This window comes from Streptosporangium sp. OZ121, from assembly GCF_051918885.1.
In the GTDB taxonomy this organism is placed as follows: domain Bacteria; phylum Actinomycetota; class Actinomycetes; order Streptosporangiales; family Streptosporangiaceae; genus Streptosporangium.
Genome location: NZ_JBPXMC010000001.1, coordinates 209,212 through 222,010, shown reverse-complemented (window position 1 = coordinate 222,010; position 12,799 = coordinate 209,212). Strand labels below are relative to the sequence as shown.

Annotated in this window: 12 protein-coding genes; 6 read left to right on the top strand and 6 right to left on the bottom strand. The window is 73.4% G+C overall.

Going from position 1 to position 12,799, the window contains the following annotated elements; all coding sequences use genetic code 11:
• Positions 1-474: 474 nt before the first annotated feature.
• The 4 genes from ACTOQ1_RS01020 to ACTOQ1_RS01005 form a co-directional block, all read right to left on the bottom strand.
• Positions 475-2,166 (bottom strand): hypothetical protein, encoded by a 1,692-nt coding sequence (locus ACTOQ1_RS01020; protein ID WP_440063703.1) that lies wholly within the window; start codon positions 2,164-2,166, stop codon positions 475-477.
• A gap of 64 nt (positions 2,167-2,230) precedes the next feature.
• Complete coding sequence (locus ACTOQ1_RS01015; RefSeq protein WP_440063701.1) at positions 2,231-3,181, bottom strand: carbohydrate kinase family protein; 951 nt, start codon at positions 3,179-3,181, stop codon at positions 2,231-2,233.
• 7 nt (positions 3,182-3,188) lie between these two features.
• Complete coding sequence (locus ACTOQ1_RS01010; protein ID WP_440063699.1) at positions 3,189-4,127, bottom strand: pseudouridine-5'-phosphate glycosidase; 939 nt, start codon at positions 4,125-4,127, stop codon at positions 3,189-3,191.
• A 123-nt stretch (positions 4,128-4,250) separates the two neighbouring features.
• Positions 4,251-5,357 carry a YeiH family protein gene (locus ACTOQ1_RS01005; protein WP_440063698.1) on the bottom strand — a complete coding sequence of 369 codons (1,107 nt, stop codon included), beginning with the start codon at positions 5,355-5,357 and terminating at the stop codon, positions 4,251-4,253.
• Positions 5,358-5,427: 70 nt separating this feature from the next.
• Between ACTOQ1_RS01005 and ACTOQ1_RS01000 the strand changes: the two genes are divergently transcribed.
• The 5 genes from ACTOQ1_RS01000 (at position 5,428) to ACTOQ1_RS00980 (ending at position 11,141) form a co-directional block, all read left to right on the top strand.
• Positions 5,428-6,330: a LysR family transcriptional regulator gene (locus ACTOQ1_RS01000; protein ID WP_440063696.1), complete on the top strand. Its 903-nt coding sequence runs from the start codon at positions 5,428-5,430 to the stop codon at positions 6,328-6,330.
• A gap of 305 nt (positions 6,331-6,635) precedes the next feature.
• Positions 6,636-8,150 carry a phytoene desaturase family protein gene (locus ACTOQ1_RS00995; RefSeq protein WP_440063694.1) on the top strand — a complete coding sequence of 505 codons (1,515 nt, stop codon included), beginning with the start codon at positions 6,636-6,638 and terminating at the stop codon, positions 8,148-8,150.
• A gap of 94 nt (positions 8,151-8,244) precedes the next feature.
• Positions 8,245-8,952, top strand: coding sequence for a response regulator transcription factor (locus ACTOQ1_RS00990; protein WP_440063692.1), 708 nt, complete (start codon positions 8,245-8,247; stop codon positions 8,950-8,952).
• Positions 8,949-10,376, top strand: coding sequence for a sensor histidine kinase (locus ACTOQ1_RS00985; RefSeq protein ID WP_440063691.1), 1,428 nt, complete (start codon positions 8,949-8,951; stop codon positions 10,374-10,376). Before ACTOQ1_RS00990 ends, ACTOQ1_RS00985 begins: the two co-directional genes overlap by 4 nt.
• Positions 10,377-10,487: 111 nt before the next feature.
• Entirely contained in the window at positions 10,488-11,141 is a 654-nt protein-coding gene (locus tag ACTOQ1_RS00980) for a TetR/AcrR family transcriptional regulator (protein ID WP_440063689.1), read from the top strand.
• 43 nt (positions 11,142-11,184) lie between these two features.
• On the opposite strand, the gene ACTOQ1_RS00975 is transcribed toward ACTOQ1_RS00980, so the two are convergent.
• Positions 11,185-11,556, bottom strand: a complete 372-nt coding sequence (locus tag ACTOQ1_RS00975; RefSeq protein ID WP_440063688.1) for a cupin domain-containing protein — start codon at positions 11,554-11,556, stop codon at positions 11,185-11,187.
• Positions 11,557-11,655: 99 nt separating this feature from the next.
• On the opposite strand from ACTOQ1_RS00975, the gene ACTOQ1_RS00970 reads away from it, so the two are divergent.
• Positions 11,656-12,465, top strand: a complete 810-nt coding sequence (locus ACTOQ1_RS00970) for an AraC family transcriptional regulator (protein ID WP_440063686.1) — start codon at positions 11,656-11,658, stop codon at positions 12,463-12,465.
• Between the two features lie 63 nt (positions 12,466-12,528).
• Here ACTOQ1_RS00970 and ACTOQ1_RS00965 read toward each other — a convergent pair whose 3' ends face one another.
• Positions 12,529-12,798, bottom strand: a complete 270-nt coding sequence (locus tag ACTOQ1_RS00965) for a hypothetical protein (protein WP_440063685.1) — start codon at positions 12,796-12,798, stop codon at positions 12,529-12,531.
• Position 12,799 lies beyond the last annotated feature (1 nt).

Below are 12,799 nucleotides of genomic sequence, written 5' to 3'. Positions count from 1 at the left end.
CGCTCTCTGATCCCGGGCCCTGGTGCGACCTGGTCGCCCACCGTCCCCGTCCGCGTTCTAGGGAACACCTCACAAGGCAATTCAGGGAGAGAGCTATACAGACTCCCGTTGTTAGGCGAACGATGACAATTTCTTGACAAGAAGCCGCAGGAATCGGCAGCAGTGTGAGCCTGTTCGGCAAAACAGGTCACACTGGTGTCACCAAGTCACTTGAGTCCCAAGAGCATAGCGCCGAAAAAGAGCAGCCGGGAATGGTCGGCCATTTCCGCGTCCGGAAAGCGGCATTCGGGAGCCGCCGGCGGAAACCCCGCCCCGGTGGTCGCCGCCGCCCGGCGTCGGGGCGATTCAGGCAGGTCGCCCGGCGCCCGGACCACTCGTGGCGTTCCCGGCCGCATCCTCGCGGCTCGCCCTCCGGTGCGGACCTGTCCCTTTCCCCCGGACCGTGGAAACGGCCCTGAGGGAAAGGGGCCGGAATCACGCGGGCAGCTGGGCGTCCAGGCGGTAGCCGTCCACGGTGACGTAGACCTGGTCGCCCGGGCGGGCGTTCAGGCGCATCAGGACGGGCTGCAGGGAGTCGAAGACGGGGTGGTCCCGCCAGACCAGGACCACCGCGTTGTCGCCGGGGCCGGTGACCGACAGCAGCGTGCCGGGACGCATGCCCAGCTGGGTGGCGTACCCCTCGGGCACGGCCACCGGGCCACCCCGCAGGTGGTCGCTGGTCACCTCGATGCGCTGCCAGCGGGTCGGGTCGGACGACGGGCTCGCGGGCGGGTGCAGCGGGACCCGCCGGCTGGTGATCAGATGTGGCCTGGAGTTCCCGCTCGCCAGGGCCGACAGCGTGGCCAGGGCGGCGCGGGGGTCGATGGCGCCGGTGTTCACCTGCGGGATCGGCTGCCCGCCGCGGTGGTGGTGGTGGCCGTTCGCCCCCGGGGTGCGGCGCGGCAGCTGCCTGACCGCCTCGGTGGCGCTCTCCTGGGGGGCCGCCTCCTGCGTGGCGCTCGCGGCGAGGGCGTCCAGCCAGGCCTGGACCGAGTGGGACCGGATGCCGAGCTGGTGCTCCATGAGCCTGAGCGCGTCGCTGTCGATCGGTTTGCCCGCCAGGAGCTGGCGGGTCCGTTCGCGCAGGCCGCCCAGGTCGCCCACGACGAGCCAGTCGTCCTGGAGCCGCCGGTCGGGCATGAGCGTGACCAGCACCCTCCACAGCGGGGTCCGCAGGGTGGGGACCTCGATCGGGTGCGCGGGGTCGGCACCGATGAGCTGGTCCTTGGTGGCGGCGGAGCCCAGCCACTCGGTCAGCCCGAACATGTGCCCGGTGAGCGGCGCGGACTCCGAGGAGCGCAGCCAGAGCAGGATGCGTTCCTCGGCGGCGCGCTGGGCCGCCGAGAGCGCGTCGCGGTCGGCGTTCAGCTTGTGCGCGAGCGCGCGCAGGCTGATCGGGTCGACCGCGAAGAGCCGTTCGACGGCGACCGCGCGCTCCAGCGGGCTCCAGTCCCTGAACATGTTGTCGACCAGGCGGACCAGCGGGTAGTCGCTGAGAAGGGCCTGCGGGCTGGGCGCGACCGGCTCCGGTGCGGCCGGTTCGGGGACCGGCGCCTGCCGCTGATCCTGCGCCGACGACGGCGCCGGCGGCTGGGCGGGGACCTGTGGCGCGGGTGTCTGCGCCGGGTCCTGGACCCGCTCCTGGAGCGGGACCTGCGCGTGGACGGCGGCCGGCACGGCGTGCTCGGCGATCCCCGGGACGCGGCTGAGCACCTCGCGGAACACGGCGGTGACCACGATCTCGGGGGAGGACGTCGCGGGCCCGGTCGCGGGCACGCTCAGGTCTCCCGCGGTCAGGCGGCGCAGGCGGTTCCAGCCGCCCAGGCCGGCGATGGCCGAGCGCGCGGGCTCCGGCCAGCCGGGCAGGGTGGGGTCGACCGTGTGGACGTGCAGCGCGGGCAGCACGTCGCTCAACGGCAGATGGTCCCAGCGTGACAGCGAGAGCCGGGCCAGCCGGTCGCAGACCCAGTCGAGCCCCGCGGCGCCGAGGGCCTTGGGCAAGGTGACCGACGACCACCAGCCGGCGGGCAGCCGGGGGTCGGCCAGGGCTTCGGCGACCTGCTGGGGGCGGCTCCAGCGCAGGGCCGGGACCAGATCACTCAGGCAGATCGATGACTCGGCATCCATCGGCGGACCGTAACCTCCCCAAAGTGACGCGTGTGGCTAATGGTGCAGCTTACGCCGCAAGCTATCAATTGGTGTTAAGAGGGTAAAGCTCCTTAGTACCCAAATCAGACGGAAGGACACGCGGACGTCCGCCCAGGACCGTCACGGCCTCCGCCCCGGCGCGGCGTCCGGCGTCCAGCGCGGCCTCGTCCGCGGCCCCGCTCAGCAGGGCCGTGAGCAGCCCGGCGGCGAACGCGTCCCCCGCTCCAATGGAGTCAACCACCTCGGTGGTGAGCGCGGGAACCCGAGCGGCCAACTTTCCGTCCCTGGCCATCAACGCGCCGCGGGATCCGAGCTTCACCGCCGCCGCGCCGTAGCGGAGGCTCAGGCTCTCGGCCGCCCCCTCGGCGGTGGCCTCGCCGGTGAGCAGCAGTGCCTCGTCCAGGTTGGGAATGATCAGCTGGGCGGTCAGGGTCTCCTGGACGAACCGCTCGACGCCGAACGAGCGCAGGAAACCGGTCGAGGCCGGGTCCACGCTGATCGAGACGCCGCGCCGGGACGCCTCGGCCATGGCGAGTCGGGAAAGCTGGAGCCCCGGCTCGGCGAACAGGGTGTACCCGGACAGGTGGAGATGACCCACCCCGTCGAGCAGGCTCTCGTCCCAGTCGCCCGTGCCGATGTGCCCGCCCGCGCCCCTGTTGGTGAGCATGGAACGCTCCCCGGTCACGTCGACCATGGCGATCACCACCGCGGTGGGCCGGTCGGGGTCGACCCGCAGGTGCGGCCGTACCCCGAATCGCCGCAGCTCGGCGGCGTGCCAGTCGGCGGTGTCGAAGCCCGCCCTGGTCAGGATCCGCACGTCGGCGCCCAGCCGGGCGGCCCAGGAGGCCGTGTTGGCCCCCGACCCCCCGGGGCGCAGCACGATGTCGGCGGCGGTGTCCGTCCCGACGGCCAGGCCGCTCCTGGCGGACCCACCGTGAAGTGCGACGACGTCGGTCACCACGTCGCCGATGACCAGCAGACCCGTTCCGGCCACGGTGTCCTCAGTCTCCCCGGCTCCAGGAGGCCGCGATCTGCCCGGCGACGCGGGCGTTGCCCCGCACCGCGGCCAGGTTCGCCTCGAGCGAGGCGCCGTCGGTGCCGCGCACCAGGTAGCCCAGCAGGAACGGGGTGATGGCCTGACCGGTGATCTGCCGCCGCTCCGCCTCGGCGAGGGCCCCGGCGAGGACCCGGTCGTGCAGCTCGGGGTCGAGCTGCTCGGGCAGCGGCACCGGGTTGGCGACGATCAGCGCGGTCTCCGGGCCGCCGAGCGCGTCCTGGGCCCGCATGATGCCCGCGGCCTCGTCCGGGGTCTCGATCCGCCAGTCGACAGGCTCGCCCGAGGAGTGCAGGTAGAAGCCGGGGAACTCGTCGGTGCGGAACCCCGCGATCGTGACGCCGCGCGTCTCCAGCCGCTGCAGGGTGGCCGGAACGTCCAGGATCGACTTCACGCCCGCGCAGACCACGGTGATGCGGGTCCGGCTCAGCATGTCGAGGTCGGCCGACTCGTCCTGGCTCTCGGTCCACCCGCGGTGCACGCCGCCGAGACCGCCGGTGGCGAAGATCCGGATGCCCGCCCTGGCGGCCAGGAACGAGGTGGCGGAGACCGTGGTCGCCCCGCTCGCCCCGAGCGCGGCGGCGGCGGGCAGGTCGCGGAAGCCCAGCTTGCGCAGCCCCCGCTCACCGGCGACGCGCTCCAGCTCGCTCTTGTCGAGACCGATGCGCGCCACGCCGTCCAGCACCGCGATCGTCGCGGGCACCGCCCCGGCCTCCCGGACGATCTGCTCCAGCTCCACCGCGACCTCGAGGTTGCGGGGCTGGGGCAGGCCGTGGGAGATGATCGTGGACTCCAGCGCCACGATCGGGGCGCCCTGCTCCAGCGCCTCGGCCACCTCGCTGGAGGGGCGGAGCATGCCGGAGAGGGACTGTCGGGTGGTACGCATGAGCTGGTTCTGTCTCCTTGTCCGAGGTCGTAATCATTGCTTGCTTTTGGAACGGTGTAAACGACACCGTCTTCCCCAAAAAGAGCACGTTACGGCGGTTGCGGGGAGACGTCCACCCAAAGATCAGCCAATGAACAGCACTCCGAGCAGTGAGATCCCGCCGATGATGACCGTGGCGATCCCGCCCAGGAGCAGCGACCGCCCACCCCGCACGAGCCTCCGCAGGTCGACACCGGTGCCCAGGGCGAAGAGCGCCGCCGCGAGCAGCACCGCCGTCAGATCGGGGACCACCCGGGTGATCCCGGCCGGCACCACGCCCAGGCTCCGCGCCGCCACGGCCGCGACGAACCCGGCGACGAACAGCGGCACCACCGGCGGGCGTCGCGTCGCCCGCCCGGCCTCGGGGTGTTCCGCCGCGGCACGGCGCGGGGAGGTCGCGGCACGGCGCAGGGAGACGGAGGTGAGCCCGACGATCGGGGCGAGCAGGACGACCCGGGCCAGCTTGACGGCCACCGCGCTCACCAGCACCCCCGCCCCGGCCGCCGCGCCGATCGCCGCCACCTGCGCGACCTCGTGGACCGAGGCTCCGGCCCACAGGCCCAGCTGGTGCGGGGTCAGCCCCAGCGCCCCCGCGAGCAGGGGCAGCGTGACGATCGAGACGCTGCCGTACAGGACGACCACGCTCACCGCGGCCGCCACGTCGTCGTCGTCGCTCTCCGCGACCTCGTGCATGGCGGCCACGGCCGCCGCCCCGCAGACGGACACGCCGGTCGCGATCAGCAGGGACCTGCGCGGGCTCACCCCGACACGGCCTCCGATCCACCGCGTCGCGGCGAACGTGACGCCGGTCCCCACGGCGACCACCGCCAGCGCCCGCCAGCCGAGCGCCAGCAGTTCCGGCAGCGCGATCTGCAGGCCGAGCAGCACGATCGCCAGGCGCAGCACCCGGCGGGCGGCGAACCCGAGCCCGGGGGCCAGCGACCGGTGCAGGCCGCCGAGGTTGGTGAGCGCGACCCCGAGGACCACCGCGATCACGGCGGCGCTCACCCCGGGAACGATCCTGGTCGCGGCCGTCGCCAGGACCACCGCGACGGCCGCGGCCCCGAGCCCCGGCGCGAGCGCTCCGAGTGTTGCGAGCACCCCGGGTCTCGGCGCCGGTCGTACGGGTGCCTGAGTGGTGTGCGCGGCGGGGTCGGGAGAACGCGTGAGCGGGGAGGGGGAGACGGGCATCCCCCGAGTGTCGGCGCGGCGCGGGGAGGCCGGTAGCCATCACCTTCCTGGAAGGTCATAGCCTGGCGCTATGAGCGAGCTGCCCGATCTCGAATCCCTGCGCCTGCTCGTCGACGTGGAACGCCTGGGCAGCCTCGGCCAGGCGGCCCGGGCCGCGGGCGTCGCGCAGCCGTCGGTGAGCAAGCGCATCTCGCTGCTGGAACGCCGCCTCGGGCTGCCGCTGCTGGAACGCACCCCGCGCGGGTCCACCCTCACCCCGCAGGGCGTGATGGTCTCGGCCTGGGCCGCGCAGGTGCTGGCGGCGGCGGAGGAGCTCGTGCGGGGGGCGGAGGCGGTACGGCGCGGCCGGGCCGCGCACCTGCACATCGCCGCCAGCATGACGGTGGCCGAGTACCTGCTGCCGCGCTGGCTGGGGGAACTCCAGGACCGCGAGCCCCAGGTCCAGGTCGGTCTGGACGTGCAGAACTCGGCCGAGGTGGCGAGGCTGATCGGCGGGAAGATCGAGCTCGGGTTCGTGGAGGGGCCCTCGGTCCCGGCCGGGCTGGTGTCGCGGGTGGTGGCCACCGACAGGCTCGTGGTGGTGGTCGCGCCGGGGCACCCGTGGGCGCGCCGTCGCACCCCGCTGCTCGCCGCCGAACTGGCCGCCACCCCGCTGGTCGTCCGCGAGCGGGGGTCGGGCACCCGCGAGACGCTGGACCTCGCGCTCACCGGCCACGACGTCGCCGCCCCGAAGCTGGAGCTCGGTTCCAACGCCGCGGTCAAGGGCGCCGCCCGCGAGGGCGCCGCCCCCGCCGTGCTCAGCGGCTACGCGGTGGAGGCCGAGCTGGCCACCGGCCGCCTGGTCGAGGTGCCCACGAGGGACATCGACCTCACGCGCCGGCTGCGGGCGGTCTGGCGCGACGGCCGTGCCCCCACCGGCCCCGCCGCCACCCTCCTCACGATCACCCTCTCCGCCGCCCGCGAGGGGCGGTGATCCGGATGGTCGCGAGGTGAGTGCGGGGGGCGTGCGGTTGCCTGCGGGCGGGGCGGCGGCGGGGCGTGGCGGCTGCCGGCGGGCGGGGACGGTGGAGCGCGTGCGGTTGCGCTTGTGGCTGCCGGTACGGCGATATTTAGGCATTTCTGGATTCGGGATATGGTGAGGCGCATGGTGATGGTCGAGACGCCGAGCGTGCTCTGCCCCGAGCCGCACTGGCAGACGGGTCTCTGACGGCCGCGTCCCCGGCCCCGCGTCCCCTCACCTCCCTTCATCGGGAAGACCTCACCTCATCGGGAAGTCTCGTGCTCCGCTCTCGCTACGAAGCCGTGATCGTCGGAGGCGGCCACAACGGCCTGGTCGCCGCCGCCTACCTCGCCCGCGCCGGGCGGCGCGTCCTCGTCCTGGAACGCCTCGGTCACGTCGGCGGCCTCGCCGTGTCGGCGCGGGCGTTCCCCGGGGTCGACGCCCGGCTCTCGCGCTACTCGTACCTGGTCAGCCTGCTGCCCTCGAAGGTCGTCGCCGACCTGGGGCTCAAGATCGCACTGCGCCGCCGCCGGTACGCCTCGTACACGCCGGTGGGGGAGACCGGGCTGCTGGTCGACAACGGCGACGCCGCGCGGACCGCGGCGTCCTTCGCCCGGGTCACCGGAGGCGACGGCGAGCTGGAGGCGTGGCGGCGCTTCTACGGGATGACCGCCGACGTGGCCGAGCGGGTCGCGCCGACGCTGCTGGAACCCCTCGCCGACCGGGCGGCGATGCGGGAGCTCGTCGGCGAGGAGGCCTGGCGCGACCTGTTCGAGCGGCCGGTCGGCGAGGTGGTGGACGAGCGGTTCGCCGACGACACCGTGCGCGGCGTGGTCCTCACCGACGCCCTCATCGGCACCTTCGCCGACCCCTCGGACCCCGGCCTGCTGGCCAACCGCTGCCTGCTCTACCACGTGATCGGCGACGGGACCGGCGACTGGAACGTCCCCGTCGGCGGCATGGGCGCGGTGTCGGGCGCGCTCGCCGACGCCGCCCGCGCCGCCGGGGCGGAGATCCTGACCGGCGCCGAGGTCCTCGCGGTCGACCCCTCGGGCGAGGTCGCCTTCCGCGACGCGGGCGGGGAGCACACGGTGACGGGCGAGCGGATCCTGGCCAACGTGCCGCCCGCCGTGCTCGCCCGGCTGCTCGGAGGGGCCGAGCCCGTCCCGGAGGGGGCCCAGCTCAAGGTCAACATGGTGCTCTCGAGGCTGCCGCGCCTGCGCGACCCCGGCGTGGACCCCGCGGCGGCGTTCAGCGGCACGTTCCACATCAACGAGGGCCGCGACCAGCTCGCCCGCGCGTACGCGGAGGCGTCGGCCGGGCGGATCCCCTCGCTGCCCCCGGCCGAGGTCTACTGCCACTCGCTGACCGACCCCTCCATCCTCGGCCAGGAACTGCGCGAGGCCGGAGCCCACACGATGACGCTGTTCGGCCTGCACATGCCCGCCAGGCTGTTCCGGGAGGACCCGGCGGGGGCGCGCGAGGCCGCGCTGCGCGCCACGCTCGCCTCGATGAACGCGGTGCTCGCCGAGCCCGTCGAGGACTGCCTGCTGCGCGCCCCCGACGGCCGGCCCTGCCTGGAGGCGAAGACCCCGGTCGACCTGGAGACCGAGGCGGGCCTGCCCGGCGGGCACATCTTCCACCGCGACCTGTCCTGGCCGTACGGGGAGCCGGGGCGGTGGGGGGTGGAGACCGCCTTCGAGCGCGTCCTGCTCTGCGGCGCGGGCGCCCGGCGCGGCGGCGGCGTCAGCGGCATCCCCGGCCACAACGCCGCCATGGCGCTGCTCACCTGAGCCGAACCCGGCCGGGGTGAGGTCGGCCGGAGTGGGGCGGCCGCCGGTGGAGGCGTTCATCCGGCTCTCATGAAAGACGTCTACCGTGGAGGCCATGGCCGATGGTGAGGCGGCGCGGGTGCTGGTCGTGGACGACGAGCCCGCGCTCAGGGAGGCGTTGCAGAGCAGCCTGGAGTTCGAGGGCTACCGGGTCGGCCTGGCCTCTGACGGCCAGGCGGCGCTGGAGGCGATCGACCGGGAGCCGTACGAGCTGGTCCTGCTCGACGTCATGATGCCCCGGCTGGACGGGCTGACCGCCTGCCGCAGGCTCAGGGCGGCGGGCAACCATCTGCCGGTGCTCATGCTCACCGCCCGCGACGCCGTGGGCGACCGGGTGTCGGGCCTGGACGCGGGGGCCGACGACTACCTGGTCAAGCCGTTCGAGCTGGACGAGTTGCTGGCGCGCGTCAGGGCGCTGCTGCGGCGCGGCGCCCTGAGCGCGCCCGCGGCCGATGACGACGCGGTCCTGACCTTCGGCGACCTGCGGATGGACGTCGCCGGCCGCGAGGTCACCCGGGCCGGCGAGCCGCTGGAGCTGACCCGCACCGAGTACCTGCTGCTGGAGCTGCTCATGGTCCACCCCCGCCAGGTGCTCACCCGCGAGCAGATCCTCAGCGAGGTGTGGGGCTTCGACTTCGAGCCGTCCTCCAACTCCCTCGACGTCTACGTCATGTACCTGCGCCGCAAGACCGAGATCGGCGGGCGTCCCCGGCTGATCCACACCGTCCGGGGCGTCGGCTACGTGCTGCGGGCCTCCGCGTGAACGGTCGCCGCTCCCTGCGCTCCCGGCTGACCCTGCTGGTGGCGGCGGCCGTGGCGCTGGCGATCGCGGTGTGCGCGGCGCTGTGCTGGTTCGTCGTGCGGGCCGAGCTGCTGCGGCAGGTGGACGGCTCGCTGGAGGGACGGCCGCAGGGCATGGAGTGGATCGGACCGTACTGTCCGGGAGGGCCGGGAGGGCCGCGAGGGCAGGGAGTCCCGGGAGTCCCGGGAGACCGGGGAGAGATGGCCGGCCACAGGCTGCCGTTCCGCCTGCCGCCCATCCAACTGGTCTACGCCGACGGCGGGAGGTGCGTGGCGGGTTCCACGCCCGTCAAGGTCACCCCGGCGGACCTGGCCCTGACCCACGGCCCCCTGGGCGGGCGGGCGTTGAGGAACGGCGTGACCGACGGCGGCGAGGAGGTCCGGGTGATGACGAGGAACGTCCGCCCGGGTCTCGCGGTCATGGAGTCCCGGTCCCTCGGGGAGGTCCGCTCCACCCTCGCCGCGCTCGCCTGGCTCCTCGCGGGGGTCACCGCGCTCGGCGTGCTCGGCGCCGCCTCCGCCGGGCTGCTCGTCTCCCGTACGGCGCTGCGCCCCGTCGGCCGCCTGACCGAGGCCGTCGAGCACGTCGCCAGGACCGAGGACCTCGACACCAGGATCCCGGTCGAGGGCACCGACGAGATCGCCAGGCTCGGCGTCTCCTTCAACGCGATGACCACCGCGCTGGCCGGGTCCCGCGAGCGCCAGCGACGGCTGATCGCCGACGCGGGCCACGAGCTGCGCACCCCGCTCACCAGCCTGCGCACCAACATCGACCTGCTGCTGCGCAGCGAGAACGCCGGACGCCCCCTCGACGCCGCTCCCAAGCGCAGGCTGCTGGCCAACCTCAAGGCCCAGTTCGAGGAGATGTCCACGCTCGTCGGGGACCTGCTCCAGCTCTCGCGCTCGGAGGACGAGCACGAGCCGCACGTCGAGGTCGCCTTCCACGACGCCGTCGAGGCGGCCGTGCGCAGGGCCCGGCTGCGCGCCCCCGACACCGCGATCGAGGTGGAACTGAGCCCCTGGTACCTGTGGGGTGACCAGGCCGCCCTGGAGCGGGCCGTGGTGAACCTGCTGGACAACGCGGTGAAGTTCTCCGCGGACCGGGCCGATCCGGTGAGGGTGCGGCTCCGTGACGGCGAGCTGACCGTCAGGGACCACGGCCCCGGCATCCCGGAGGAGGAGCTGCCGTACGTGTTCGACCGGTTCTGGCGGTCGTCCTCGGCCCGCAGCATGCCCGGCTCGGGACTGGGGCTGGCCATCGTGGCCAAGGCCGTGCGCGACGCCGGGGGAGAGGTGAACCTGGAGAACGCAGCGGGGGGCGGCACCCTCGCCCGCCTCCGCCTGCCCGGCTCTCCCACCCGGTCCCCCGCCGCCGCGGGCGCGTGAGCCGCTCGTACGGTGACCGGATACGGCCGGTGAGACCGGGGTGAAACTATTGACTGATTGGCCAATCAGGAGTAGTGGGGCGGTGGCCCCGCGCTGCTGTAGTCTTGCGCCGTGCACAGCGGAGGAGGAGCGCGCAGCAGCCGCGCCGACCAGGCCGACCATCGCCGAGCGGAGCTCCTTGAGGCCGCCAGGCGGGTCGTGCTGGAGCGCGGGCTGGCCAGCACCCGCGTCGCCGACATCGCCAGGGCGACGAACGTGAGCGGCGGGCTGATCCACTACCATTTCGCCACCAAGGACGATCTCATCACCGAGATGCTCCGCAGCACCAGCGACTCCGAGATCCAGCGGCTGAAGGAGATCGTCGCGGGCCCCGGCACCGCCGTCCAGCTCCTCGACCGGGTCCTGCGCTTCTACATCCCGGCCTCCCGCTCCGACCAGAGCTGGATCCTCTGGGTCGACGCCTGGGCCGTCGGGGTGCGCGAGGAGCACGTCCGCGCCATCCTGCTGGAGCTCGAGGGCGCCTGGATCGAGATCCTCAGCCAGGTGATCTCCGACGGCGTGGCCTCGGGCGAGTTCACCTGCGACGACCCCCTGGGCTCGGCCGAGCGGATCGACGGCATGCTCGACGGCCTCGTGGTCCGGTACACCCTGCACACCGGCAACATGTCGCGGAGCAGGATGCTCCACCACGCCAGGGTCGCCGCCGCCCGAGAGGTCGGCCTCGCCCTCTCCGACTTCCCCGACGCGCCGGCCGAGTCCTCCTAGAGCTCGTGTCGCCCCCCGTACTCAACCCCTGTGGTCAGTACACCTAGCCGAGGGATTCGGCGGCCTTGGACATCGGGCCTCCCGCGTCACCGGTGTTGAGCGTGCCGGCGGGCTCCACGAGCAGGATGGCCGTCTCCTCCTCGGCCACCGGGCAGTGCTCGACACCGCGGGGCACCACGTACAGCTCGCCGGGCCCGAGGACCACGTCCCCCTCCCTGAGCTGGATGGTGAGCCGGCCGCTGATGACCAGGAACAGCTCGTCGGTCTCCGGGTGGGTGTGCCAGACGAACTCCCCCTTGAGCTTGGCGAGCTTGATCTCGTAGTCGTTGAGGTCGGCGATCTTCTTCTGCGTCCACAGCTCGCTGAACCGGTCCAGCGCGCGGACGATGTTGACGGGATCCAGGGAAACGGACAATTCGCTGCCACCTTTCGAACAGGGCCGCCCCGGTCGGGGCGGTGGCCGATGTGACGAGCGTGGCCCACGCGCAGGCCGTCCGTCTTGTACGTTTCTGGCATGACCGCCCGCCGACCGCCGCCGACGATCAGGGCGTGGCGGCCGCCTGTCGCCGGCATCGCCGAGGTCTTCCACGCGCACTTCACCGACCACGCCTACCCGGCCCATACGCACGACACGTGGGATCTCATGATCCTCGATGCCGGGGCGGTCGACTTCGGGCTGGATCGTCACCGGCACGGCGCCGCCGACCCCGCCGCCGCCGTCGTGCTCCTGCCGCCGGGTGTCCCGCACGACGGCAGGACCGTCACCCCCGCCGGCTTCCGCAAGAAAGTCCTCTACCTGGACACCACCGTGCTTCCGGAACACCTGACCGGCAGGGCGGTGGACGCCCCGATCGTCGCCGATCCGCTCCTGCGTCACCGGATCCACCGGCTGCACGCCGCTCTCGGCCGGCCGGGGGAGGAGTTCGAGGCAGGATCACGCCTGTCGTTCGTCGCGGAGCGGCTGCGGTTCCATCTCGAGGCGTCGCGACCTCGTACACCCGGCCGTGAGGCGCACCGCCTCGCCGCCGGCCTGCGCGAACTGCTGGACGCGCGCGTCCGGGAGGGCCTGTCACTGCAGGAGGCCGCCGCCGTCCTGCACGCTCACCCGACCCACCTGATCCGGTGCTTCAAGCAGACCTACGGCCTGCCGCCGCACGCCTACCTCACGGGCAGACGTGTCGAACACGCGCGCCGGGCCCTGCTGAGCGGCCGGCGGCCGGCCGAGGTGGCCACGAGCGTGGGCTTCCACGACCAGGCGCATCTGACCCGGCACTTCGCCCGGCACGTCGGCACCACACCCGCCCGTTACGCCACGCGGACCTGAGGGGAGGGAGTCTCGTCCGGCCTCCGTCCGTCGCGGCGTGTCCGGGCGGTCAGGTCCGGGCGGTCAGGTCCGGGGGGTGGGCAGGGCGGCGAGCAGGAAGGCCAGCCGGGCCGCGGCGGCGTCGATGTTCTCGCTGCTGCCGAGCCGGTAACCCCACGACGTGATGAAGCCGCCGTCAGGGGAGCAGGTCACGGTCTCGGCCAGGGTGCTGCTGAAGCGGTTGCGGACGTAGACGTAGGCGGGATCGCCGAACGAGATCCGTTGTACGGAAAGGTCGGCGTGCAGTCGTATCGCGGCAACGAGTCTCTCGAGACAAGACAGCGTGTCCAGCATC

Coding starts and splice junctions, on each gene's coding strand:
- ACTOQ1_RS01020 (WP_440063703.1), bottom strand. CDS start 2,166: ATGGATGCCGAGTCATCGATCTGCCTGAGTGATCTGGTCCCGGCCCTG.
- ACTOQ1_RS01010 (WP_440063699.1), bottom strand. CDS start 4,127: ATGCGTACCACCCGACAGTCCCTCTCCGGCATGCTCCGCCCCTCCAGC.
- ACTOQ1_RS01005 (WP_440063698.1), bottom strand. CDS start 5,357: ATGCCCGTCTCCCCCTCCCCGCTCACGCGTTCTCCCGACCCCGCCGCG.
- ACTOQ1_RS01000 (WP_440063696.1), top strand. CDS start 5,428: ATGAGCGAGCTGCCCGATCTCGAATCCCTGCGCCTGCTCGTCGACGTG.
- ACTOQ1_RS00990 (WP_440063692.1), top strand. CDS start 8,245: ATGGCCGATGGTGAGGCGGCGCGGGTGCTGGTCGTGGACGACGAGCCC.
- ACTOQ1_RS00970 (WP_440063686.1), top strand. CDS start 11,656: ATGACCGCCCGCCGACCGCCGCCGACGATCAGGGCGTGGCGGCCGCCT.
- ACTOQ1_RS00965 (WP_440063685.1), bottom strand. CDS start 12,798: ATGCTGGACACGCTGTCTTGTCTCGAGAGACTCGTTGCCGCGATACGA.